17 protein-coding genes are annotated in these 24,112 nt (G+C 67.1%); 11 read left to right on the forward strand and 6 right to left on the reverse strand.

Annotated elements, in window-relative coordinates; genetic code table 11:
• Window positions 1-29 precede the first annotated feature (29 nt).
• Window positions 30-695 carry a PhaM family polyhydroxyalkanoate granule multifunctional regulatory protein gene (locus PO883_RS20790; protein ID WP_289311437.1) on the reverse strand — a complete coding sequence of 222 codons (666 nt, stop codon included), beginning with the start codon at window positions 693-695 and terminating at the stop codon, window positions 30-32.
• Between the two features lie 131 nt (window positions 696-826).
• Between PO883_RS20790 and PO883_RS20795 the strand changes: the two genes are divergently transcribed.
• Both PO883_RS20795 and PO883_RS20800 read left to right on the forward strand, forming a co-directional pair.
• Entirely contained in the window at window positions 827-1,939 is a 1,113-nt protein-coding gene (locus PO883_RS20795; RefSeq protein ID WP_289311438.1) for a DUF3108 domain-containing protein, read from the forward strand.
• Between the two features lie 9 nt (window positions 1,940-1,948).
• Window positions 1,949-2,704 (forward strand): DUF3108 domain-containing protein, encoded by a 756-nt coding sequence (locus tag PO883_RS20800; protein ID WP_289311439.1) that lies wholly within the window; start codon window positions 1,949-1,951, stop codon window positions 2,702-2,704.
• 35 nt (window positions 2,705-2,739) lie between these two features.
• Here the strand turns inward: PO883_RS20800 and PO883_RS20805 are convergent, their stop codons facing one another.
• Entirely contained in the window at window positions 2,740-3,147 is a 408-nt protein-coding gene (locus tag PO883_RS20805; RefSeq protein ID WP_289311440.1) for a hypothetical protein, read from the reverse strand.
• A gap of 209 nt (window positions 3,148-3,356) precedes the next feature.
• Between PO883_RS20805 and PO883_RS20810 the strand changes: the two genes are divergently transcribed.
• Genes PO883_RS20810 through PO883_RS20820 form a run of 3 tightly spaced genes read left to right on the forward strand, consistent with a single transcriptional unit; the run spans window position 3,357 to window position 8,334 of the window.
• A complete protein-coding gene (locus PO883_RS20810) occupies window positions 3,357-4,724 on the forward strand; it encodes a hypothetical protein (RefSeq protein WP_289311441.1) in 1,368 nt (455 codons plus the stop codon).
• Window positions 4,717-5,505 carry a hypothetical protein gene (locus tag PO883_RS20815; RefSeq protein ID WP_289311483.1) on the forward strand — a complete coding sequence of 263 codons (789 nt, stop codon included), beginning with the start codon at window positions 4,717-4,719 and terminating at the stop codon, window positions 5,503-5,505. The genes PO883_RS20810 and PO883_RS20815 overlap by 8 nt, the downstream gene beginning before the upstream one ends.
• A 3-nt stretch (window positions 5,506-5,508) precedes the next feature.
• Window positions 5,509-8,334, forward strand: a complete 2,826-nt coding sequence (locus tag PO883_RS20820) for an AAA family ATPase (protein WP_289311442.1) — start codon at window positions 5,509-5,511, stop codon at window positions 8,332-8,334.
• 70 nt (window positions 8,335-8,404) lie between these two features.
• On the opposite strand, the gene PO883_RS20825 is transcribed toward PO883_RS20820, so the two are convergent.
• Window positions 8,405-8,911, reverse strand: coding sequence for a hypothetical protein (locus tag PO883_RS20825; protein ID WP_289311443.1), 507 nt, complete (start codon window positions 8,909-8,911; stop codon window positions 8,405-8,407).
• 167 nt (window positions 8,912-9,078) lie between these two features.
• Here PO883_RS20825 and PO883_RS20830 point away from each other — a divergent pair, with 167 nt between their 5' ends.
• Both PO883_RS20830 and PO883_RS20835 read left to right on the forward strand, forming a co-directional pair.
• Entirely contained in the window at window positions 9,079-11,526 is a 2,448-nt protein-coding gene (locus PO883_RS20830) for a prolyl oligopeptidase family serine peptidase (RefSeq protein WP_289311444.1), read from the forward strand.
• Between the two features lie 126 nt (window positions 11,527-11,652).
• A complete protein-coding gene (locus PO883_RS20835; RefSeq protein WP_289311445.1) occupies window positions 11,653-11,817 on the forward strand; it encodes a hypothetical protein in 165 nt (54 codons plus the stop codon).
• On the opposite strand, the gene PO883_RS20840 is transcribed toward PO883_RS20835, so the two are convergent.
• Both PO883_RS20840 and PO883_RS20845 read right to left on the reverse strand, forming a co-directional pair.
• The gene (locus tag PO883_RS20840) at window positions 11,814-16,235 is read right to left on the reverse strand and encodes a translocation/assembly module TamB domain-containing protein (RefSeq protein WP_289311446.1); all 4,422 of its coding nucleotides are present in this window, start codon (window positions 16,233-16,235) and stop codon (window positions 11,814-11,816) included. The genes PO883_RS20835 and PO883_RS20840 overlap by 4 nt on opposite strands.
• The gene (locus PO883_RS20845; RefSeq protein ID WP_289311447.1) at window positions 16,235-18,067 is read right to left on the reverse strand and encodes an autotransporter assembly complex family protein; all 1,833 of its coding nucleotides are present in this window, start codon (window positions 18,065-18,067) and stop codon (window positions 16,235-16,237) included. Before PO883_RS20845 ends, PO883_RS20840 begins: the two co-directional genes overlap by 1 nt.
• A gap of 141 nt (window positions 18,068-18,208) precedes the next feature.
• On the opposite strand from PO883_RS20845, the gene queC reads away from it, so the two are divergent.
• The 4 genes from queC to PO883_RS20865 all read left to right on the forward strand — a co-directional run bounded on the left by queC (window position 18,209) and on the right by PO883_RS20865 (window position 23,692).
• Complete coding sequence (gene queC / locus PO883_RS20850) at window positions 18,209-18,913, forward strand: 7-cyano-7-deazaguanine synthase QueC (RefSeq protein WP_289311448.1); 705 nt, start codon at window positions 18,209-18,211, stop codon at window positions 18,911-18,913.
• Complete coding sequence (locus PO883_RS20855; protein ID WP_289311449.1) at window positions 18,910-19,395, forward strand: DUF805 domain-containing protein; 486 nt, start codon at window positions 18,910-18,912, stop codon at window positions 19,393-19,395. Before queC ends, PO883_RS20855 begins: the two co-directional genes overlap by 4 nt.
• Window positions 19,396-19,829: 434 nt before the next feature.
• The gene (locus PO883_RS20860; RefSeq protein WP_289311450.1) at window positions 19,830-20,573 is read left to right on the forward strand and encodes a metallophosphoesterase; all 744 of its coding nucleotides are present in this window, start codon (window positions 19,830-19,832) and stop codon (window positions 20,571-20,573) included.
• An 86-nt stretch (window positions 20,574-20,659) separates the two neighbouring features.
• Window positions 20,660-23,692 (forward strand): diguanylate cyclase, encoded by a 3,033-nt coding sequence (locus PO883_RS20865; RefSeq protein WP_289311451.1) that lies wholly within the window; start codon window positions 20,660-20,662, stop codon window positions 23,690-23,692.
• Here the strand turns inward: PO883_RS20865 and PO883_RS20870 are convergent.
• Window positions 23,679-24,062, reverse strand: a complete 384-nt coding sequence (locus tag PO883_RS20870) for a hypothetical protein (RefSeq protein ID WP_289311452.1) — start codon at window positions 24,060-24,062, stop codon at window positions 23,679-23,681. The genes PO883_RS20865 and PO883_RS20870 overlap by 14 nt on opposite strands.
• Window positions 24,063-24,112 lie beyond the last annotated feature (50 nt).

Here is a 24,112-nt window from a genome sequence, read left to right on the forward strand (position 1 = left end):
GCTGCCGCCCCTTCGGGCGGCATGCCTTGTCAGGCGCCGCTTTTCGGCTTGGCGCGCCGGGATGCGGCCTTGGCTGCACTGTCCGGCTCGCCCGGGCTGGCATCCGCCGGTTCCGCTGTCGATGCCTGCGGCGCCGGTGGCGCTGTTTTCGCGGCAGCATCTCCCTTGTCCGTGCCCGCTTCGGGCGTCATCGCGGTGCTCACCGCCTGGTTAAATTGTTCTTGCAGCATATTCCACCACGCCACGGGATTGTTCATCGCGTTCGCCGGCGGCGGCTCCTTGTGTTCCTTGGCCGGCTCGGGCGCTGGCGCCTTGGCGGGCGCGGGGGCTGGCTGGCTGAAAAACGCCGACGCGAACGGCGCCGCCGCCAGCACCGATTTCTCATCCGCACCAGGTTGCTTGACAGCCGCCGCCAGGGTCGCGCCCATCGATTTCAGGGTAGCGATCGTGCCGCGCTGTACTTCCATGGTTTGGATGGTGCCGCGCAGCATGGACACATTGATGTTGAGCCAGGCTTCGACGGCTTTCAGGTCGGCGATTTTCTTGTCCAGCTCATCGAGCGAGACGGGCGGCATGGCCAGGTTGGGGAAGGACATCCCCGGCACGGCCATGCTGCCCCACAAGTTCTTGACGAAGTCCAGCGTGTCGGTCACGGCGCCGACACCGGGGATGTTGGGCATGGGTGGTTTCAGCATGGAAGTCTCCGTAAAGTAGAAGCCTGAGCGTAGCAGATAATTATCATCCTATCAAAGTATGTTGTGCGAGCAGCAAAGCGCACGCTGAGCAGCGTCAGCGGGAAAAGCGCCAGACACGTTAAACTGTGGCCATGACGATCGCTTCCTTTCTTTCCAGACGGCGCCGCGCCCTGGTGATCGGCACGGCGACCGTCCTGTTGCATTATCTCGCGATCAGTTTTGTCGGCGCGCGCATCGGGATGGCGCCGCTCACTGCCCCGGACCCGGAACCGGTCACCATCATCGCCGCGCTGCACGCGCCGGCGCCGCCGGTCGCGCCCGTGCCGCCACCGAAGCCCAGGCCGAAGCCAGCCGCCGCGCGGCCGCGTGCGCCTGTCAGGACGCCGCCGGCAGCGGCCGCAGCGGTCGCCGCGGCCCAGGAGCAGCCCGAGGCCCCGGCCGAGGCCAGCCCGGCCGTGGCCAGCGATGCGGCAGCGGCGCCCGTACCAGCGAGCGTGGCCGAGGTGGCGCCCGCCGTCGACCTGGCGCCCGAGCCGCCGCCGCCGGAAGCGGCCCCGGCGGAACCGCTCAAGCCGGCGCTCAAGGTCAGCCTGCCGCCATCGGCCGAGCTGAACTTCGACGTGGCGCGCACCGACCGCGACGGCGGCACCTGGTCCGGGCTGTCGACCATCGCCTGGAAGCAAGCCGGCGGCGCCTACAAGCTGTCGATGGAGGCGAGCGTGAGCCTGCTGGTGGCGCGCGTGAACCTGGTGCTGCTGAGCAGCGAAGGCACGCTCGGTGCGGACGGCATCGTGCCGCGCCTGTCCACCGAAAAGCGGCGCGGCAAGACCCAGACCGCCACCCACTTCGGCGGGCCGGATGGCAAGATTACCTTTTCCGCGTCCGAACGCAGCTATCCGATGCTGGCCGGAACCCAGGACAAGGCCAGCTTTTTGATCCAGCTGGCTGGCATCGGGCGCGCCGACAGCGCCCAGCTGGCCAGCGGCGTGGAACTGTTCGTGGGGGAGGAAAAAGATGCCAATCCCTTCGGCTTGGTGCTGGTCGGGAAGGAAGACATCGATACCCGCATGGGGCGCATGGCGACCTGGCACGTCGCGCGCCCGCCGCGCCCGGGGGCGTACAACTCGCGCCTGGACATCTGGCTGGCGCCGGCTCACAACTGGTATCCGGTACAGATCCGCAATACCGAGTCGAACGGCTCGGTCACGACCCAGACCATCCGCAAGATTCTCATCACTGATTAAGGAACCGCTATGCGACCATTACTTTTGACCCATCTGTTGGGCGCGACCGTCCTGTGCGGCGCTGTTTCCGGCGCCAGCGCGTTTGCCGGCGAACACGAGGCGCAGCTGCGTCCGGTCAACATGCCGCCTTCGGCCGACCTGCACTACACGCTCAAGGCGCGCCAGAAAGGCTTGTCCATGAGCGGCGAAGCCCTGGTCAGCTGGCGCGTGGGCGAGGGCAAGTACAGCCTGGTTGCCGAAACCAAGGCCCAGCTGTTCGGCAAGATTCTCGACAGCCGCAGCGAAGGCAAGATTGACAACTATGGCATCGCGCCGGATCTGTTCGTGGAGAAACGCATGCGCAAGGAAGCCACCACGGCCACCTTCGACCGCGCCGCCAAGACCTTGAGTTTCAACGCGGGCAAGGACACCTATCCCTTGCTCGGCGGCGAGCAGGACCGCAGCAGCGCGCAATGGCAACTGGCGGCGCTGGCGCGCGCCCAGCCCGGCAAATTCACCCCGGGCTCGGAGTGGCGCCTGTTCGTCGCCGGGCGCAGCAGTGCGCAGCCGTGGTCGTTCAAGGTCGTCAACCGCGAAAAGATCACGACCGGATTGGGCGAGGTCGAGGCGCTGCACCTGGTCAAGGCGCCGCCGCCGGGCGACAAGGACCAGGTGATCGACTTGTGGCTGGCGCCGGCGCACGACTGGTATCCGGTGCAATTGCGCTATAGCGATGAAGAAGGCGAGTTCATCGAGCAGACGGTCGACAAGATCAGCAAGAAGTAAGCGCGCCTGCGTGCCGCGCCCGGGAGCGGACGGCGCTAGCGTTGCTGGCGTTGTTTGATCAGCGCATACGGATTGCCCACGGTATCTCCGAACGAGGCGTGGGCGTGCCGGATGCGTGCGGCGATGCTGCTCTCCAGAGTGGCCGGATCGACCGAGGTGGCGTAGGCCAGGGCATCGGCCAGCCCCAGCGTGCGGATGGTGGCCAGCATCAGGGCCGTCGAATCGAGGTCGCACCGGTCCCACACGCCGATCGCAAACGCGCTCAGGCGCTTCCTGGCCGCGTGCGGCAGGATTTCATAGGTTTGCCATTGCCTGTCGGCCAATTGCGACAGTGCTTGCATCATCATCCACTTTGCCGCCGGGGTCGGTACCCCATTCCGGAACGAGCGCAGCAGGGAGGCGAGTTCCTTCTCCACCTGCGGAGATGGCAAATAATCGGGCAAGGCTGTAATCCTTTGCAACTCGTCTTGATCCACGCATCTCTCCTCTTAATGATGTGATATTACTTTAGATTCAATAGTTCTTGCAATAATGAAACAAGATTGCAAGCTAGGTGGGACCATTTGGTCGGATTGCCTTGGCTTAACTGATATACTGACGCCCCCAAGGGCAAGACCTTTTGCCCAGAGCAAGAAACTGGTACCGGAACACGATGATGGAAACAACGGCAGGCGTGGCTGCAGAACCACTGACTTTAGGGCAAGACGACCACGATTCCTTGCAGGCGCATTTTCACGCCGGCATTTCGGCTGACGAGATCGAGCAAGTCTTCCATTTGAAGCGGGCGCAACCGACCCTGCAAGCCTTTACCGCGCTGTTCCACGGCGGCGCCGACGGCGTGCTGATCCGCCTGCTGGTGCTGCGCGAACTGGCGGCCGATACCAGCACCACCGCGTTTTCGCGCGCCGACATCAACCAGAAACTGGCTTACCTGATTCCCGAAAGCCTGGAAACGGTGCTCACCCGCCTGCGCTCGCACAGCCTGCTGGCCTGGGATGCCCAGGCCGCCGTGTACCGCGTCACGCCGATGGCGCGCAATGTGCTGTCTTCGCTCGACACCCTGCTCTCGATGGGCCAGGCCGACGACGACGCCGAAATGGGCTTTTTGCTCTCGCAAGTGGCCGGCGCCCAGGCCGTGGGCGGGGTCACCGTGGAACAGCTCAAGCACCTGCTGGGACGGCTGGTCGAACTGACCGAGGAATTCCGCGACGCGATCGCCTCCGGTTCCGAATTCCGCCTGCGCACCTCGCAAGCGAAGTGGCACATGGCCTGCGACTGGGTCGAGAAGGGATCCGAGATCCTGCGCGCGATCACCAGCGACGAGCGCGCCGATTCGGCCACCCACAAGGCCGCGCAAGCCATCGGCCGCGCCCAGAGCGCGCTGCTGAACATGCAGGGCATGTTCTCGCGCGCGTTAAACCAGATCGAGCGCCAGCGCGTGCACCTCGGCCAGTCCGGCCTGTCGACCACCGATGTCAAGCGCTGGCTGCTGGCGCACGACGATTTATCGAGCCTGGCGCAGGGCGCCATCGACCGCCCGGTGATGCCGCTGTTCGTCACCCCGGCCGAAATGATCGACGTGGCCGAAACCGAACTGCTGGCCGAACGCAGCGCCAGCATGGGCCCGAGCGGCCTGCCGCAGGGCGAGGACGCCCCGCTGACCATCAACGACGGTCCCGCCATCCAGGCCGAACTCGATGACTGGCTGGCGCGCCTGGCCGATTTTGCCAACCTCGGCAACTTCCCCAGCTTCTCGGAGCACGGCCCGAAAACGGTGCCGATCCAGGATTCGCTGCTGCCGGCCAGCTTTGCGGTGGCCTCCTACCGCGCCTCGATGCTGCCGCTCCTGGGCGACGCCGCCGAGGCCAGCCTGCAAGGCGCCACGGCGCAACTGGCGCGCCTGCCGATCACCTTCACGCCCACCGACGAGATGGTGCTGCTGAACGACCCGCACGTGTTCGCGATGTCGATCGCCACCCTCTCACTTGATCTGGAAAGCGGCCCGGCCGATGATAAATGACGACTCCCAAATCCTGATTGCGCGCCTGCTGACGCACCAGACCCTGCGCCGCGACGACAAGCTGGTCAAGCGCGTGCTGTCCGATGAACTGTTCCGCGCCGAAGTCGACAAGCGCCTGCTCGAATCGGGGCTGAAGCTGCTCGACAACGTCTACGCCGACCACGTCACGCTGGCGCTGCACCGCGCCGTGGAGCCGAAGATTTTCGGCGCCAAGGATATCTGGCAAAACAATAACTTCGGCCTCACGCGCGACGGCGTGGCGCTGCTGGTGGTGCTGTGGGCGCAGATCATCCTGCCCAAGCGCGAACGCCAGGAGACCCACCAGAACGCCTCCGACGACCAGAACGACCTGTTCGACAAGGACAAGCCGATGCCGCGCGCCGAAGACACCTCGATCGGCATCTCGTACACCGCGCTGCTGTCGGACTTCGGCGACAAGCTCGGGAAAAAGACGCGCATGGACATGAACCTGGGCGCGCTTTCGCGCATGGGCTTCATCGAGCGGCGCGGCGACGTGATCCTCGAAGGCCCGCTGCTCGACCTGCTGATGGATACCGACGTGCTCAAGGAACGCATCATCAACGGCGCCCTGGCCGACGTCTTCAAGCGAGCGCCGGTGGCGGTGGTGGTGCCCAGGCCGGCCGCCAGCGAGGCGGCCAACGACGCCACCGCCATGCGCGACGCCAGCGCCATCCGCGACGCCGAGGCGGACGCCATTGCGCTGGCCGCCATCGAGCCCGATCCTGGCGCCGCCGACGCCGATACTTCAACCCGAGGCTAGCCCATGTTCCACATTAAATCGCTCGAACTGGTCCACTGGGATTACTGGCAACGGATCAAGAACATCCCGCTCGACGCCAAGATCATCACCATCGCCGGCCAGAACGGCTCCGGCAAGACCACCTTGCTCGACGCGCTGCGCACCCTGTTCGGGCTCGATTGCTCGATGGGCCGCACCTACAAGCACTATGCGCGCCACTCGGGTCAGCAGACCGCGTGGATCCGCTCCGTGGTCGACAACAAGGCGGTGGGGCGCCAGCTGTCGAACCGGCCGTTCCGCAGCTCGGGCTTTTTCAGCGACGATGAAGTCACGCTGTTCTGCAAGATCGAAAAGAATGGCGGCGACTGGAAGCGCCAGTACCTTATGCGTCCGGGGAATATCCAGATCGAGGAAGTCGACGACGCCACCGACTGGCTCGGCGTCGAAAATTACCGCAAGCGCCTGCACAATGCCGGCCTGTCGCCGGCCATGGCCAAGGTGCTGGCGCTGGAGCAGGGCGAAACCGACAAGCTGTGCGAATACGCGCCGCGCCAGCTGCTCGACCTGGTGTTCCAGGTGTTCGGCGACAAGGAAGTGCTGGACGCCTACGACGAAGCCAAGCGCCACCAGCGCGACACCGAGACGGAACTGAAGCGCTTCGAGAGCGAACTGGAAGCCTCGCGCACCAACCTGGAAGGCTTGCGCCTGCGCGTGGTCAATTACCACCAGTGGGAAGACTTGCACAAGGAACGGCGCAACCTGCTGGAAGAGGTGCTTCCGAGCCTGGAATACCACGAAGCGCGCGAAAAGGCGGCGGCGGGCAGCCGCGCGCTGCGCGACGCCCGTAAACCGATGGCGCAGGCCGACACGCAGCTGACCGAAAAGCGCAACGCGCTGGCGGCGCAGGCCAAGGCGCTGTCGGACGCGCAGCAGCAGGAAACGCTGCTGGAGCAGGAAGCGACGGTGCTGGGCAGCCGTTTGAACCAGGTCAACGCCAAATTGAAACCGCTCGACAGCCTGCTCGAACAGAAGCAGCGCCTGCAAAAGCTGGCCGCCGATTCGGGCGCGGACATCGCCGAAGTGGCGGCCCAGCTGGACCAGAAAGAAGCCGAACTGGCACGCCAGCGCCAGTTGCGCGACGCCCTGGCCAGCCGCATCCTGACCGAAAAGTCGACCATCTCGGCCTTGCAGGGCAAGAGTGCCATGCCCGAGCCGGACGCCGTGCGCGGCATGCGCCGCGCGCTGCGCGACGACGGCATCCCGCACGCGATGCTGTCCGATATCGTCGAAGTGACCGATCCGAAGTGGCAGGGTGCGGTGGAAGGTGTGCTGGGCGGGTACGCCTCGGTGGTGCTGCTCGAACGTGCCAAGGATGCCGCGGCCGCGTACCGGCTGGCCGAGAAGGAGCGCTATCGCCACTTCATCGTCCCCGAATGCATCAAGGCCCCGGCGGTGAAGGATGACAGCCTGTTGTCGGTGGTGCGTTTCTCGGCCGCCGCGCCGCCATGGCTGATCGACCAGCTGGCGCGCATCGAGCGGGTCGACTCGGTGGAGAAGGGCTTCAAGCTGCACAAGGATGCCGAGTGGATCACGCCGGACGCGTATCACCGCGAACGGCGCGGCGGGCGCTCGCTGTTCGTCGAAGTGTCGCGCTACCGCTTCGGCACGGCCGGCCGCACCCAGCGCATGGAAGCGCTGCAAAAGTCATTGCCGGCGCTGGAAGCGCAGGAAGACACGCTCACGCTCGCCATCAGCAAGCTGGCCTATGAAGTCGGCGCGCTCAAGGCCCGCATCGCCGGTGTCGACGCGGCCAAGGAACTGGCCGCGCGCCAGGCCGAATTCGACGAAGCCTTGCGCGGCACGGTGCCGCTCAAGGCCGAGCGCCTGGAAGTCGGCGCGCGCCTGGGCGACTTGCAGGCACTGACCAAGGCGGCCACGGTGACGCGCACGCGTGCCGACACCACGTGGCAGAACGCGCGCATGGCCCTGTCGGAAGCCGAAGCCGGGCTGCGGCTCGGTCACAAGCGCCAGATCGAGCAGCGCGCCGACCATGCGCGCGCCTTGCTCGAACTGCGCCGCTCGTGGCGCCACCTGCCGCAAGGCTGGCGCCGTCCGGCGCGGCGTGCCTCGCTGGTGGCCGAACACCAGAACGCGCACCAGGTCGACCTGCGCGTCGCTTCCCTGGAACATAGTCTCGCGCGCGACGACTGGGAGCTCGACGCCACCGTCATCGACCAGCATCACCGCCTGAACGAGCAGTTGCAGGGCCGCCAGACCGAGACCGATGAAAGGCGCTACCAGAACAACCGCGCGATCGAAGCGACCGCCAACGCGCGCGGCGCCTACATCGAGCGGCTGCGCTACACCATCAAGACCTACAGCAAGAACATCAAGGAGCTGGGGGAACTGGCGGGCATCGAAGTGCATGCCGATCCGGTCAAGCTGGAGAACGAAGACGTGCAGTTGTCGCAGGCGGGCCTGCACGTGCGCTTCAAGTTCGACGGCAAGGACCAGATCGGGATGAACGACGGCGAAGCGTCGGGCGGGCAGCAGGTGATGAAGTCCTTGGTGCTGCTGATTGGTTTGCTCAAGTCGGAAGACGGGTCGGGCGGGTTTGTGTTCATCGATGAACCGTTTGCCCACCTGGATATCCGGAATATCCAGCTGGTGGGCGAGTTCCTCAAGAACACCGAGGCGCAGTATTTGATGACGACGCCGCTGACGCACAACACGGATGTGTACGACCCGTCGGAGCTGACCCTCATCACCAGCAAGAAGAAGAAAGATATGCCGTGGGCGCAGCCGATTTTCGTGCTGCAGCGGCGCGTGACGCCTGCGGTAGCGGTCTGACCCCGTCGTTCCCGCCGAGTGCCGCCTTGGCGCGGGAAGTCGTTTCTGCCAATGGCAGGAGCGACAGTGGTCAGGCGGCGTTCACCGCCTTCTTCAAGGCCCGGCGCCAGCGGATCAAGCCCGCCGAATAGGTCCCGAAATACCCCGCCGTCAGCCCCAGCGCCAGCAGGGTAATGAAGCTGTCGGTGAAGCCCGGCGTCGGCACATTGCTGCCCTGGTTCGCATAAATCTCCACCCCGATATACATCACCCGCGCAAAAAACAGCATCGCGATCACCATCCCCAGGCGCGCGTTCGGCGTGAAGTGGCAGGTATCGTTTTCAAATCTGGTCAGGCGCAGCCCCCAGATCCCGTACGCGATCCCGCCCGCCGTACCCAGCGCCAGCCAGCCAAGCAGCGCCGGCCGCGCAATCACCTCCGACCCCGCCACCAGGATCATGGCGGCGAACACGCCCAGCCCCGTGTAATGGCGCGATACGATCGAGCGCTGGCGCAGCATCATCGCCTTGAGACGCTGGTAAAAGCGCCACACCAGGAAAGGGGCGAGCGCCAGCAGCGCGAGAGTGGTAATTGACATGGCGATTCTGTATCCGGTCCGGAAACACGCATTATAAACGCCCGCCGCACCCCGCCGCCCGCACCCGCCGTGCGTGCCATACACCCAGTAAATACGGGAGAAGAGCCGATTGACAAGCCCGCCGCGAGTGCGCAAGATGGCGGATCGCCTTCACCCGAGACCCCTCCATGCGCCACCGCCTCCCTATCGTCCCGCTGACCATGTCACTGCTCGCCGCAGCACCCAATGCGCATTCCCGGTACCAGTTGCCACCGGCGCAGTTGCAGGCCATTGTGGATGCGCCGCGCGCGCCGGCGCTGGGCCTGTCGCCGCAGCGTAACCTGGCGGTGATGGTCGATACGCCTGCCCTGCCCAGCATCGCCGAAGTGGCGCAGCCGGAACTGAAGCTGGCCGGCCTGCGCATCAATCCGCGCACCTATTCGCCAAGCCGCTTTTCCTTCGGCACGGGGCTCAAGCTGCTCGATATCGCCACCCAGAAGGAAATCAAGATCATGGGCCTGCCGCGCCAGCTGCGCCTGGCCGACAGCGCCTGGTCGCCCGACCAGCGCTACCTGGCCTTCAGCCACGTCACCTACGCCGACCGCGATGGCGCCTCCGGCATCGAACTGTGGCTGGTCGATATCAATACCCGCATCGCGCGGCGCCTGACCGCGCAGCCGCTGTCCTACCTGGACGGTGCGGGTTTTAGCTGGATGCCGGACGCCAAAGGCTTGCTGCTGCACCTCAAGCCCATTGGGCGCGGCAAGGCGCCGCAGTCGACCGGCGTGCCGGGCGGGCCGATTCTGCAGGACAGCCAGGTCAGCGTCGGTGCGCGCCAGTTGCGCACCTACCAGGACTTGCTGAAAAACGAAGAAGACGCGCGTCTGTTCGAGCACTACGCCAGCTCGCAACTGGCGCTGGTCGACTTGTCGGGAAAACTGCGCCTGATCGGCAATCCCGAACTGTTCACCAGCGTCTCGGTGGCGCCGAACGGCCAGCTGCTGCTGGCCTCCGTGCTGCAGCGCCCTTTCTCGTACGTGGTACCGGCATCGGCCTTCCCGCGCCGCGTCGATGTGCGCGATTTGAGCGGCAAGCCGGTGCACCTGGTGGTCGACAAGCCGCTCGAAGAAGGCCTGCCGCCGGGGAACGATGCCGTTTCCGCCGGCGTGCGCAAGGTCAGCTGGCGCGCCGACGCTCCGGCCACGCTGGTCTGGGCCGTAGCGCAGGATGGGGGCGATCCGGCCAAGGCGGCCGAGGTGCGCGACATTGTGTACTCCCACGCCGCGCCGTTCGCCGGCGAGCCGAAGGTGCTGGCCAGGCTCGGTTCGCGCTACGACCGCGTCGTCTGGGGCAATGGCGACGTCGCTTTGCTGGGCGAGGACTGGTACAAGACGCGCGCCGTCAAGATCTGGCGTATCCGGCCGGAGCACGACACGGCGGCGCCCGAGCTGCTGTTTTCGTATTCCGCCGAGGACCGCTACAACAACCCCGGCTCGCCCGTCACGATGCCCGACGGCGCGGGCCGTCCGCGCCTGATCGTCGGTGCCGATTCGACCATCCTGCTAGGGGGCAGCGGCGCTTCGAACGAGGGTGATCGTCCTTTTCTGGACCGCTTCAACCTGACCAGCAAGGCCAAGGAGCGCCTGTTCCGCAGCGAGGCGCCGTTTTACGAGAACATCGTGACGGTGCTCAGCGACGATGGCATGCGCCTGCTGACCACGCGCGAGTCGCCCACCGAGCGCCCGAATTTTTATGTGCGCGACCTGAAACGCAGCGGCGCGGCGCAACTGACGGCGCTCACCCATTTCCCGCATCCGACCCCGCAGTTGAAGGATGTGCAGAAGGAGCAGATCCGCTACAAGCGCGCCGATGGGGTCGACCTGACCGCCACCCTGATGCTGCCGCCGAACTACGAAGCGAAGCGCGATGGCCCGCTGCCGCTGCTGATGTGGGCGTATCCGCAGGACTTCAAGAGCGCCAGCGCGGCCAGCCAGACCACCGGTTCGCCATTCCGCTTCAACGCCATCAGCTTCTGGGGGCCGGCGCCGATGCTGGCGATGGGCTACGCGGTGCTCGATAACCCGTCGATGCCGATCGTCGGCGCCGGCGACGCCGAACCGAACGACAGCTACCTGCCGCAACTGGTGGCCAACGCCGAAGCGGCGGTGGCCGAAGTGGTGCGGCGCGGCGTGGCCGAGCGCCATCGCATCGCCATCGGCGGCCACTCGTACGGCGCTTTCATGACCGGCAACCTGCTGGCCCACACGCGCCTGTTCAAGGCCGGCGTGGCGCGCAGCGGCGCCTACAACCGCACGCTCACCCCGTTCGGCTTCCAGTCGGAGGAGCGCGAGTTCTGGAAGGCCAAGGAGGTGTACCAGGCCATGTCGCCGTTTAATAACGCCGACAAGATCAAGGATGCGCTGCTGCTGATCCACGGCGAGCAGGATAATAATTCGGGTACCTTCCCGATCCAGAGCGAGCGCATGTTCCAGGCCATGAAGGGCCTGGGCGGCACCGCGCGCCTGGTGCTGCTGCCGAACGAAAGCCACGCTTACCGCGCGCGCGAATCGATCATGCACATGCTGTACGAGACCAGTTCCTGGCTCGATAAATACGTCAAGAACGCCACGCCGTAAACGCCGGCGGGGCCGCTGCGCGCGGCCCCGCAAGGCCCCGCAAGGCCCCGCAAGGCCGGTCAAGCGTACGGCCTCGCGGCTGGGCATGTGCTAATGTCGTCGCTCCACCAACCAGGAGCGAGCCACATGAACCCAGCAGCCATCGACTTTCACCGCGCACCGGACCCCGTGCCGGTCGATGAACCAACGCCCGAGCCGTTCGACAATCCCCACCCGCATCATCCGCCGGTCAAGCACCCGCAGGATGACGATCCGGTGCCCGACCCGAAGCCGAGCACCTTCCTGCACTAGTCGAAGGCCCACGAATAGAGCACGTCGAGCGCGGTGTTGGTCCCGGTCTGGAACTGCAGCGTGATGCGCGGATTGAGCTTGTAGCGCAGCTTGACCAGGCTCGATGCGGTCGTCGCTCCCTGCTCGAAACTGAGGTAGGCGCGCGATGAAATCCGCTTGCCGACCGTGACCACGGTGCTTTCCAGCCCCTTGGCCTGCGACAGGCCCAGTTCATCGACGCCCAGCGAATTGGCCAGGCGCGACTGGAAGCCGCCGCTGCTGCCCGAACCGCCCAGCAGGGCGCCGGCGGCGGCGCTGAGCAAGCCCGCTTCGTTCCCCGAGGTTCCTTCCATCCCGTGCCCCAGCACCAGCCATGACAGCTTTTCGCTGTCCGGCACCGATGGCCGCGACACCAGCTTGGCCACCGGCGAGAGCGCCGAACCGCGCACTTCGACGCCGGCTTCGACGTTGGTCTCGGACAGTTGCTCGCCTTCCGGCCGGCTGCGCACCGCGCGGATGTTCAGGGCCGGGTTGTCGGACGGGCCGCTGAAGGTCAGCACGCCGCGTTCGATATCGAGGTTCTGTCCATACGCCTTGTAGGTGCCGCTGGTCACGCTGATGGAGCCGTTCACGCGCGGTGGACGCCCGCCGGTGGTGCGCACCCGCAGCGAACCCGCCAGTTCGGCATCGATGCCCATGCCGCGCAGGCGGAAGGCGTCGCCGAGATCGGCCTCCACATCCATCGCCAGCGGCATGGACGGCTCGGCCTTGACCGCCGGCGTGCCGACCCCGGCCCTGCCCAGCACGATCACATCGTCCGACAGGGTAGGGCGGCCTTGCGGCGCCAGTTCGATCAGCGCGCGGTCGGCCTTGAATTTGCCTTCCAGCGAAAAGCGCTTGGCGTCGCGCACCAGCGTACTCTGGCCGCTGATGACGACGGTGCGGTCGGGACGCGACAGGATTTCGAGCTTGTCGGCCACCAGTTTGAGCTGCATGGTCGCTTCGCCGCCGGCAAAGCGCACCGCGCCGTCGGCCACCATCGTGCCCTGCACGCCGTCGAAACTGAGGCGCTGGAGCAGCAGCTGGTCGCCCGCCAGCTTGGCGCGCAGCTGGCCGTTACCCAGCTTGATGCCCTGCTCGGCCCAGCGCAGCGCCAGTTTGTCGCCATTGACGCTGCCGTTCAGGGTCGGCGTGCCGACCGTGCCGCCCCCGGTCAGCGCGAGTTTGAGCGCGCCGTCCAGTTCCAGCGCCGGCTGGCCGGTGAAGGGGGCCAGCCACGCGATCGAGACCATGTCGGCATTGGCCGTCATTTTCAGGGGACTGGCGTTGCCCAGGCGGCCGTCGATCATTTGCGCGGTGGCGTCCACGTTGGCCTGGCCGATACGGGTGCCGTCGACCTTGGCCTGTACGCGCAGCGCGCCGCTGGCGACGTCGGCGCGCAGGTCGAGCGTGCGCAAGCCCAGCACCACCGGCACGTCGGCGCCGGCGATCACGTCGCCGCTTTCGCGGAACACGTGCACCGAGCCGTCCAGGGCCGGCGTGGCGCCGGCGGGCGCCTGCATGTCGAGCGACCAGTCGGCGCCGAGCGAGAGGTCGCCGCTGATGGCGTCGCGCATGCCCGGCGAGAACTGCGCCAGGTAGGTGAGCGGCACGCCGGCCGCCACGCCCTTGCTGGTCCAGTGCGGACCGTTCTTTTCCAGCGACTGGATGCTCACGCTGCCGTTGGGGAGCTTGATCACCGCGTTGCTCATGCTGATTTGCTGCGGCTTGGCCAGGCCGGCCAGGCCGGCGCCGGGAGCGACCGCAATGCGCAGCGGGACCGGCGCTTGCAGCGCGAACGCGTAGCGGCCCTTGTTTTGGAGCGCCGCCACGGTGCCGGTCCAGGCGCTGTTGGCCCAGCCGCCGCGGATCTCGCCGGTGGCATCGAACGCGTCGCTGCGCGCGTCCAGGCGCAGCAGGTGGGCGCCGCGCGTGCCGCTCGTTTGCAGGTGCGCGCTGTCGATGCGGGTGTCGCCGCTGACGTACTCGGTGATGGCGATGTCGCTTACCAGCGGATCGTCGGCCCCGCGGCCGCTGCCAAGATTGGCGCTGGCGCGCAGGGTCTTGACCTGGTGCTTGCCGAGCACCTTGAGGTTCTGGCCTTCCAGTACGGCGCTGACGGCCGGTGCGGCCATGGTGCCCGACACGGTACCCGCGCCTTTGAGCACGCCGCCGAAGTCGGGGCCGAGCGCGGCCAGCTGGGTGGCGTCGATGCGCCAGTCAAGCTTGTCGGCGCCGGCGCCGAAACTGCCCTTGGCGGCCACGATGTTCGGTCCCACGTGCAGGTCGACGTCGGCGTCCGAGACGTGTTTGCTGTCGGCGGCGACCTTGGCGTAGCCCCACAGCGGCGAATTGGCCAGGGTCGATGGCTGCAGCGCCAGATTCAGGTTGGCGCGCCAGTCAGGGCCGGAGCGGCCGGCGGCGTCGAAGCTGCCGTTGATGCTGCCCGCCAGCGGCGAACCGAAGGCGCCCGGATTGAAGCGCTGCGCCGTGCCGGCCGCCGTGACGTCGACCGCGCCCGCATTTGCTCCCCCCGCGAGCCATGCTTCGCCGCTGGCGTGCAGCAGGCTGTTATTGGTCTTGCGCGCCGCCGCCACCCAACCGAGGCCGGTGGCGTCGACCTCGAACGTGGTGCGCGGCGCCTGCATGGTGCCGGTGACGACGCCGCTGGCCGCCAGCGCGCCGTACAAATCGCTGCGCGCGGCCGCCAGGTCGGTGGCGTTGACGTTCCAGGTCAGTTTTTCGCCGGGCGCCCCGAAACTGCCTTTCAATTGCGCCGTATTTTTTCCCAGCGCGAGGGTGGCGTCCACGCCGCTGATGTGCGCGGCGTCGGCATTGAGCCTGCCCTTGCCCGACAGCGGCTGGTCGAACAGGCGGCTTGGCCGCAGCGCAAAATCGGCCGCCACTTTCCAGGCCGGCGACAGGAAGCCGGCGGCGTTGATGTCGGCATTGATGTCGGCCTTCGGCAAGTCGCCAAAGGCGGCCGGGTCGAACTTGACGGCGCTGGCGCTAACCTTGAATTCGCGCTTGCCGGCCAGGTTGGCGCTGCCGGTCAGGCCCACGCTGCTGCCGCCGGCAGCCAGGCGCGCCTGCTGCACCGTCAGCACGTTGTCGGCCAGGGTGGCTTTCGCTTCCAGGCGCATGCCCGCTTCCACCAGCCTGGTGGTGAAGGTCTGGGTGTTGCCCGCGTTGGCGACCGTGATGTCGCCGGCGATCCTGGTCGACTTCATGCGGCTGTGGAGGCGCTTCATGTCGATGCCGTCGGTATGCAGCGCAAAGCTGGCGGTCCCTAAGCCTTTGTCGGCGGCGCTGCGCGCCACCGTGCCGCTGCCGGTGAATTTGCCGGCTTCGCCCAGGTCGATCAGCACCGCGCCGATCTCCAGCGCCGACAGGTTGCCTTTCAGTTCGCCGCGCATGGAGCGCAGCGGCAGCCGTTGCAGGTCGACCGGGCCGGTCGCGCCGGCGTTGTCGACGGTGACGCTGCCGGCGATATTGCGGTTCGCTTCAATGCGCGCCGTGATCGCCAGCGACAGGTCGGCCTTGGGCAGTTCGGGATTGAAAAAGCCCGGGTCGATGTTCTTGCCATGGATGGTCATGGCGCGCAGCGGAATTGGCTCGAACGGCGCCAGCGTGAACTTGGCGTCGCCTTCGGCCTTGCCCGAGACGGCGCTGGCGTCGAGTTGCGTGGTTTCCAGGTCGCCGCCGATGCCCAGCTTGATCTGCGCCGGCTGCTGGCCGGCCGCTACCGCGATCTGGGTCAGGCTGGCGCTGCCGGCCAGCTTGTATGGCTTGGCGGTGCCGATGCTGGCGTCGGCCATGGCCTTGCCCCAGGGGGTAATCGCACTGGCTTTGCGCAAAGCCCATTGGCGCTGGTCGCCCAGCAGGTCGAAGCGGACCTCGGTGATCACCGTTTCGGCGCCCGGGACGGCCGCATTGGTCAGGATGACCTTGGCCAGGCGCGCATCGTCGACTTCGAGCTTGAAGGGCGGCGCGAGTTTGGCCGGCATCTTGGCCGGTTCGCCTTCGCGCAGGGTATTCATGCGCAGGGTGGCCACGTGCAGCTTGTTGATGGCCACGCCGCGGCTGAGGTACTGGAAGGGCGACCAGTCGATGTCGATATTTTCGGCGGTGACGACTTGTTCCGGGGTGCGGTAGACGACTTTATCGAGGTGCATGGCGCCGTACAGCGAGCCTTTCACGCCGGTCACGACGATGCTGCCGCCGCTGGCGTTGGCCACGCGCTGGACCAGCATTTGCAGGGTGGTTTCGCGTCCCAGGTACCAGTAGGCGCCGCCCAGCAGGGCGCCGCTGACGGCGACGCCGATGGCGACGCGGCGCGGCCAGCGGCGCTGGCCGTGCTGGCGGGGCGACGGGGTGGTAGGGGTGTCGGCGGTAGTCATCAGAATGTAAAGCCCAGTGAGAAGTGCAGGCGCGCTTTTTTCAGCGCTTGCCCGTAGGCGACGTCGACGTTGATCGGGCCGACCGGGCTGCGCCAGCGCGCACCGATGCCATAGCCCGATTCCGGTTTCAGGTCCTTGAATTTGTCGGCGGCGTTGCCGGCGTCGTAGAAGAAGGCCGCGCCCCACGGCGGCTTGAACCAGTACTGGTATTCGACGCTGCCGGTGAGCAGGTAGCGCCCGCCGACGATGGCGTCGCCTTCGCGCACGCCCAGTTCCTGGTAGCCGTAGCCGCGCACCGACTGGTCGCCGCCGGCGCGGAACAGGAAGGTCGATGGCACGCCTTCCTTGTGCCTGGAACCGAGCACGCCCGCTTCGGCGCGCACGATCAGGTTGGTCGAGGGGCCGAGCGGGCGGTAATGGATGAAGCGCGTGCTGGCGCGCAGGAAGCGTTCGTCGGTCAGCAGCGGCAGCACGGCGCCGCCGAACTGCGCGTTGAGCACATAGCCGCGCGTCGGCAGCACCAGGTTGTCGAGCGCGCGCTTGGTCCAGCTGAAGGTCAGCGGTACGCTATTGCTGCGCCGCGTTTCGATGCCTTCGACCAGGCGCCGCTCGCTCAGGTATTCCAGGGTCAGGCTGCGTTCGAGCAGCGGCGTGCCCCAGGCGCGCCGTCCGGCCACGGTGGCCACGTTGGTCACTTCGCCGCGCAGGTCGTTGCGCTCGAAACCGGCGCCGAAGCTGTCGCTATAGCCTTTTTCGGTGGTCGGAAAATAGAAGTCGGCGCGCGCGGTCTGGCGCTTCTGTTCCATGATCAGGTTACTTTTCATGCGCAGGCCGAACACATTGAGGTCGTCGTAATTGAGCTGGGCGCGGGCGCCCGTGTTGGTCGAATAACCGAGACCGACGTCGACGTTTTTCTGCTTGTTCTCGGTCACGCGCACCAGCACCGGCAGGATCGCCGGGTTGGCCACGGGCGGGCGCGGGATGGCTTTCTGGTCGTCGCTCATGGCGTCGATGTCTTCCGACAGCGCGGCCGCCATGTCGGCGCTCACTTCCACGGTGCTGAAGTAGCCGGTGTCCTGCAGGCGCGCCTGGTAGGCTTGCAGGGCCGCTTCGTTGTATTCCTGGCCGGGGCGGATGCGATTGAGGTTGCTGACGATGGTGGGCGAATAGCGTTTCAAGCCTTCGATGCGCAATTCGCCGAAGCGCGCTTCGGGGCCGCTGTCGAGGACCACCTTGAGCAGGGCGCGGCGCATGTCGGGATCGACGATGGCGCTCGATTCGACCAGTTGGGCGCGCGGATAGCGCGCCATCATCACCTGGCGCAGCAGGTTGCGCTTGGCGCCTTCCCAGTCGGCCTGGCGGAAACGGCTGCCCACCGGCAAGCCCCAGCGCTTGCGCAGGTCGGCCGCGTCGTACGGTTTGGCATCGGTGCCGACCGGCTCGAAGCCCTTGAGCACCAGTTCCACGTCGCCCACCAGCACCGGCTGGCCCGGGTCGACCGTGATGCGCGCCACCGGTTTGGCGCCGCTGGTGTCCAGTCCCGCGCTGACCTTGGGCGAGTAATAGCCTTCGGTGGCGATCAGGATCTTGGCTTGCTCGGGCGCGGCCTTGACCAGGCGCTGCAGCTGGTCGAGGTCGAGGCGCGGGTTGCCCTGCCAGCGCACCAGGTCGAGATTTTCTTCGAGCAGGTCGTCGAGCGGGCCGGGGGCGTCCACCTTGACCGAGTAGTCGATGCCGCGCGCGGCGGCTTGCTGGGGGGCGGCTGGCGGCTCTTGCGCCAGGGCTGCTGCCGGAGCGGCCGCAAGGCACACGCTCACGGCGATTTGTGCCAAAATTCGTCGCTGGCGCGGCGTCCGGGCTATTGTTTTGTCTGGTGTTGCGGGAAACATGGCGCTCCATTCGGGAAAATGCTGAGGCATCTTACCGGATCGGCCGACATGATGGCGAACGTCTAACGATTTGGAAAATACACTATGCAACAAGCTGACGGCGCATTGGTTTTGTTTAGCGGCGGACAAGACTCCGCCACCTGCCTGGCCTGGGCGCTGGAGCGTTACGCGCGCGTCGAAACCATCGGCTTCGACTATGGCCAGCGGCACGCCATCGAACTGACGGTGCGCCCCACGGTGCTGGGCAAGATGCGCGCCTTGAAGGGCGATTGGGATGCGCGCCTGGGCGAGGATCACCTGGTCGACCTGTCCCTGATCAGCAAGATTTCGGATACCGCCATGACCAGCAACGTCGCCATCGACATGCAGGCCAACGGCTTGCCGAATACCTTTGTGCCGGGCCGCAACCTGCTGTTCATGACCGTGGCCGCCACCGTGGCTTACCGGCGCGGCTTGAATGTGCTGGTCGGCGGCATGTGCGAAACCGATTTTTCCGGCTATCCGGACTGCCGTGACGACAGCATGAAGGCCTTGCAGGTCGCGCTCAACCTGGGCATGGCCACGCGCCTGAAGCTGGAAACGCCGCTGATGTGGATCGACAAGAAGCAAACCTGGCAGCTGGCGCACCAGGCCGGCGGCGATGCGCTGGTCGACCTGATCCGGGCCGACACCCACACCTGCTACCTGGGCGAGCGCGGCGAGCTGCATGCCTGGGGCTACGGTTGCGGCACCTGTCCGGCCTGCGCCTTGCGCGCGCGCGGCTACCTGCAGTACGCCGGCGCCGCGTGAGCGATCCCGGGACGGCCGAGGTTCCGGCCTGCTATCGGCCGCATCTGTTGCAGGCGGCGGGGCGGATCGGCCGCGTGCGCTACATGGCGTACTCCCTCGCCGCGGTCATCCTGTGCCTGCTGGTCATGCTGTGCATGGACTACTTCCGGATGGACGGGGCTGGCAATCTGCGGATGCCACTCCTGCTCCTGACGACCGCGCTGCTGGCCGTGGTCGCCTCGCGCCGCCTGCGCGATATCGGCTTGCCGTGGTGGCTGGCCGGGCTGCTGTTCGTCCCCCTGGCCGGCGCGCCGGGATGGCTGCATGGGCCGGTGTTTGCCGCGCTGTCCCTCATTCCCGGCAAGCAGCTGGCCAACCGCGACGGACTGCCGCCCTGCGCCAATGGCCGCCGCACGGTGGCCGCCGCCAGCCTGTGGATCGTGCTGTTCGGCGCCGCCGTCTGGCTGGTCCTGTCGCTGCGGCACAGCCTGAGAACCATGTAAGCAAGCGTGCCGCGCCACTCACTTTGCATAATTGACAATTATATTGTGGAAGTAACTTCTCCGTAGTACATTCGGGACAGGCGCAATTCCCCGCGAACGCAAGACGACCGGCCGGTTCGACCGGCGCGATCACCCTGCGCCGCTTTACCGGGCTGCGCGTGGCGGTCGTCGAGCGGCGCCTGTTCGACCCCCCGGTCGCGCGGACGACGCGTGGGAGGAATGCTCGTCTGTGGCACAGCCCGATAGACAGTGTTGCCGATATGCAGCATCAACTTTGCCGGCCCGCGTGGCCTGTCGATGGGGATGGCGCCGGAGGAGTGGCTGCCGAACAGCCGGACTGGGCAATACATCCCACGCTATAATCAAGTTGAACACTAGTCATTGATTTCAAAATTGTAATATTTATTCCGCGCCAAGCGACGCCATCCCCCACCATGCGCCTTGCCCTGCTCACCGACCTGCACGCCAACCGCGAAGCACTGGATGCTTGCCTGACGCATGCGCGCGCCCAGAAGGCCGACCAGTACGCCTTTACGGGCGACTTTGTCGGCTACGGCGCCGATCCGGCCTGGGTGCTCGACACCGTCATGGAGCACGTGGCGCGCGGCGCGGTGGCGGTGCAGGGCAATCATGACTATTCGGTCACCCACGAAACGCGTCCCCAGATGCATTTCGAGGCGCGCGAGGTGATCGAGTGGACCCGCGGCCAGCTCAGCGCCGAACAGATGGCGTTCCTGTCCGCCTTGCCGCTGACCCAGGAGCTCGAGCGCATGCTGTTCGTCCATGCCAGCGCGCACGACCCGGTCAAGTGGGAGTACGTGACCGGGATCGAGCCGGCCGAGCGCAGCCTGCGCGCGGCGCGCAAGCGCATGGTGTTTTCCGGCCACGTGCACACGCCGGCGCTGTACCGGCGCGCCGACGATGGGCGCATGGGCGCGCACGTGCCGGTGCCGGGCACGCGCATCGCAATTGCCCCGCAGCACCAGTACCTGGTGATCCCGGGCGCGGTGGGCCAGCCGCGCGATGGCAACAGCGCCGCCTGCTACGCGCTGTACGACGACAGCACGCGCGAACTGGTGTATTACCGCATTCCCTACGACAACGGCGCCGCCGCGCGCCGCGTGATCGCCGCCGGCTTGCCGATTGTGTTCGCCATGCGTCTGATTGAGGGTATCTAGGCAACAGTCTTATTGCAACGCAAGGTGCCCTCACGTACTATCAGTGAGTCAGAGGCCCGCCACGGGCCCGCACCAGGATCGCTTCCATGGACCATGCCGCTCCCGCCCCGGCCGTGCCGGCGCCGCTCCCACGCTTGCGCCAACCCGCGTGGATCGGCGCGACCGCGCTGGCCGCTCTGGTGATGGCGCTGTGCCTGGGGTTGACCTGGCAGCTGTGGGCAGCGGCGCAGCGCAGCGCCGAACGCGACCTGCGCACCGATTTCGACAGCAGTGCGCGCGACGTGGTCAACCAGCTGGCGCTGCGCATGGCGGCCCATGTGCAGATGCTGCGCGGGGTGCAGGGCTTGTTCGCCAGTTCGGATGAGGTCACGCGCCAGGAATTCACCGATTTCGTGCGCGTCCAGCACACCGGCGCCGAGTATCCCGGCATGAAAGGGATCGGCTACGTGCTGGCGCTGGCGGACGCCCAGCGCGGCGCGCACCTGGCGCGCGTGCGCAGCGGCGGCATGCCCGATTACGCGATCACGCCGCCGGGCACGCGGCCCGCCTACGCGCCGCTGATGTACCTCGAAGCGTTTTCGGGCGCGCGCCTGCGCGCGCTCGGTTACGATCTGTTATCCGAAGAGCCGCTGCGCCTGATGCTGGAACAGGCGCGCGACAGTGGCCAGCCGGTCCTGTCGGGCAAGGCCATCGTGGCGCGCGAACGCGGGGCGGGCGCCTCCGACGGCGTGCTCATTGCCCTGCCGGTGTACATCGGCCGCAAGGCGCCCGACAGCATCGAGCAGCGGCGCGACCTGCTGCGTGGCTGGATCTACGCGCCCTTCATCATGGAAGACTTGATGGCGCATGTGGGCGGCGAGCGCGCCGGCGCCTTGGCGGTGGAGGTCTACGATGGCAATCGCGTCACGCCGCAGGCGCGCATGGCCAGCGGCGCGCCGGCCGCTGCGGGCGGCCCGCCGGCGCTGCGCACCGAACAGCACCTCGGCATCGCCGGGCGGCGCTGGACCCTGGTCATCAGCGCCGGCGCCGGCTTCGGCGCCGGGCAGCAGAACGAGGCGCCGCAAGTGGTACTCACGCTCGGCCTGGCGGTAACGGCGCTGCTGTCCCTGCTGACCTGGATGCTGGCGCGCAGCAGCGCCCTGGCCAGCCGCGCGCTGCGCAAGTCGCGCCTGTTGACCGATGAACTGACCGTAGGCCAGCAGCGCCTGGCCGGGCTGGCCGATTCGGCACAGCGGGCCCAGGCCATGATGCGCAGCATCCTCGACTCGACCTTCGACGCCATCCTGGTCGACAATGGCGACCGCCGCATCCTGGCCTCGAACCAGCGCTTCCGCACGCTGTGGAGCGTGCCCGAGGAACTGGACCTGAGCAGCGACGACGCGGCCGTGGTGGCGCACCTGCTGGCCCAGCTGGTGAACGCGGGGCCGCTGCTGTACAGCCGCTCGCTGCAACTGGGCGAGCACGAAGAACACCGCGAGCTGCTGCGCCTGAAGGATGGACGCTTCATCGAACAGTTGACGCGTCCGGTGCGGCTGGGCCACGAAGGCGCGCGCCTGTGGTCGTTCCGCGACATCACCGAACGCAAGCAGATCGAACAGCGCGAGCGCGCGCACCGCCATGTGCTCGAACTGCTGGCGCACGGCGCGCCGCTGCAAGCGGTGCTGGGCGCGGTGGTGCTGGGCGTGGAGTCGACCAATGCCGGCATGCTGTGCGCGATCCTGCTGCTCGATGCCGAGGGCCGCTTCCTGCACACCGGCGCCGCGCCCAGCCTGCCGGGATTTTTCAATGCCGCCGTGGATGGCTTGCCGGCCGCTGCCGGCTTCGGTTCCTGCGGCAGCGCGGCCGCCAGCGGCCAGCGCGTCATCGTCGAAAATATCCAGACCCATCCCGACTGGGCGGCGTACCGCGAGATCGCCGCGCGCGCGCAACTGGCGTCGAGCTGGTCGGAGCCGATTCGCGGCGCGTCCGGGCGCGTGCTGGGCACCTTTGCGATCTATCACCGCATGCCGCGTTATCCGAGCGCGGCCCACGTGGTGCTGATCGAGCAGGCGGCCCAGCTGGCCGGCATCGCGCTGGAACAGGCCCAGGCCGCGCAAGCGCTGCGCGTGGGCGAGGAGCGCTTTCGCAGCCTGTACGACCACGCCCCGGTGGCGCTGTGGGAGCAGGACTGGTCGGTCACGCGCGAGGAAGTGGCGCGCCTGCAAAGCTGCGGGGTCAGGGACCTGGGTGCGTGGCTGCGCGAGCGTCCCGACCAAGCGCAGCGCCTGGCGTCGCTGGTGCGCATCACCGACGTCAACGGCGCCGCGCTGGTGCACGTGGGCGCCAGCGCCAAGGAGCCGGGCACGCTGGGGCTGGCGCAGAACTTCGGCAGCCTGGGCGGCGGCGCCTTCATCGACGCGCTGGTGGCGCTGGCCGGCGGCGCCCTGTTCTACGAATGCGAAAGCAGCTTCCTGCGGGTCGATGGCGTGACGCGCCAGCACGAACTGACCTTGCTGGTCATGCCGGGCCACGCGCAATCGCTCGACTTCGTGATTGCCTCGACGGTCGACATCACCGAGCGCAAGCGCGTCGACGACGAATTGCAGGCGCTGGCCAGCACCGATTTCCTGACCGGACTGCCGAACCGGCGCGTGTTCCTGGCGCGCCTGGACGACCAGTTCGCGCGGCTGCAGCGCAGCATGGACGAATGCGCGTCGGTGCTGATGCTCGACATCGACCACTTCAAGCATGTCAACGACGTGTTCGGCCACGCGGCGGGCGATGCGGTGCTGCGCCACATGGCGACCCTGATGCGCTCGGGCCAGCGCAAGATCGATACCCTGGGCCGGGTCGGCGGGGAAGAATTCGCGGTGCTGCTGCCGGGTACGACCGGAGCGGCGGCGCACCAGTATGCGGAGCGCCTGCGCCAGAGCGTGGCCGAGACGCCCCTGCATGGTGACGGACGGGAGATTGCGATCACGGTCAGCATCGGCATCTCCACCATCGAGGCTGGCGATGCGGGTCCGGATGCGGCCCTGATCCGGGCTGACAAGGCGCTGTATCACGCCAAGGCGGGCGGCCGCAACCGGGTGTGCGACCATGCCGACGCGTGCGCGCCGGCCGCGCTTACGAAGGTTTGACGGCCTCGTGGCCGGCGCGCTGCTTGCGCGTGCGGCTGGCGAGGTACCAGATGATGGCCAGCGGAATGGCCAGCGGCAGCAGCAGCGGCGAGATCATCAGCGCGAGCACGATGGCGCCGAGCGCCAGGCCACCCACGGCCAGCACGCCCAGGCCGGCGAACACCAGTGCCAGGAGCACGCCCACGCACAGCATCACGAGGCCCGCGATCAACAGGCCGCCGCCGGCGAACAGCACGCCGACCAGGGCGGCACCGGGTCCGTGCAACTGGTCGCCATCGATGTTGATGGACATGCCGGACGGGCCGACCATGGCCTCCCAGGCGACCATGATGAACAGGAACAGGAGCAGCAGGGGAGCGTATTTTTTCATGATCGTGGCCTCGGTTGGGGGAAAGGTTTTTCCTGGTACGCTTGTACTGT

Origin of the sequence: Massilia sp. DJPM01 (genome assembly GCF_030348125.1) — a bacterium.
In the GTDB taxonomy this organism is placed as follows: Bacteria; Pseudomonadota; Gammaproteobacteria; order Burkholderiales; family Burkholderiaceae_D; genus Telluria_A; species Telluria_A frigida.

Bases quoted from the DNA above. Each gene is read 5' to 3' on its own strand.
- PO883_RS20790 (WP_289311437.1), bottom strand. From the start codon at position 695: ATGCTGAAACCACCCATGCCCAACATCCCCGGTGTCGGCGCCGTGACC.
- PO883_RS20795 (WP_289311438.1), top strand. From the start codon at position 827: ATGACGATCGCTTCCTTTCTTTCCAGACGGCGCCGCGCCCTGGTGATC.
- PO883_RS20800 (WP_289311439.1), top strand. From the start codon at position 1,949: ATGCGACCATTACTTTTGACCCATCTGTTGGGCGCGACCGTCCTGTGC.
- PO883_RS20810 (WP_289311441.1), top strand. From the start codon at position 3,357: ATGATGGAAACAACGGCAGGCGTGGCTGCAGAACCACTGACTTTAGGG.
- PO883_RS20820 (WP_289311442.1), top strand. From the start codon at position 5,509: ATGTTCCACATTAAATCGCTCGAACTGGTCCACTGGGATTACTGGCAA.
- PO883_RS20825 (WP_289311443.1), bottom strand. From the start codon at position 8,911: ATGTCAATTACCACTCTCGCGCTGCTGGCGCTCGCCCCTTTCCTGGTG.
- PO883_RS20830 (WP_289311444.1), top strand. From the start codon at position 9,079: ATGCGCCACCGCCTCCCTATCGTCCCGCTGACCATGTCACTGCTCGCC.
- PO883_RS20835 (WP_289311445.1), top strand. From the start codon at position 11,653: ATGAACCCAGCAGCCATCGACTTTCACCGCGCACCGGACCCCGTGCCG.
- PO883_RS20840 (WP_289311446.1), bottom strand. From the start codon at position 16,235: ATGACTACCGCCGACACCCCTACCACCCCGTCGCCCCGCCAGCACGGC.
- queC (WP_289311448.1), top strand. From the start codon at position 18,209: ATGCAACAAGCTGACGGCGCATTGGTTTTGTTTAGCGGCGGACAAGAC.
- PO883_RS20860 (WP_289311450.1), top strand. From the start codon at position 19,830: ATGCGCCTTGCCCTGCTCACCGACCTGCACGCCAACCGCGAAGCACTG.
- PO883_RS20865 (WP_289311451.1), top strand. From the start codon at position 20,660: ATGGACCATGCCGCTCCCGCCCCGGCCGTGCCGGCGCCGCTCCCACGC.
- PO883_RS20870 (WP_289311452.1), bottom strand. From the start codon at position 24,062: ATGAAAAAATACGCTCCCCTGCTGCTCCTGTTCCTGTTCATCATGGTC.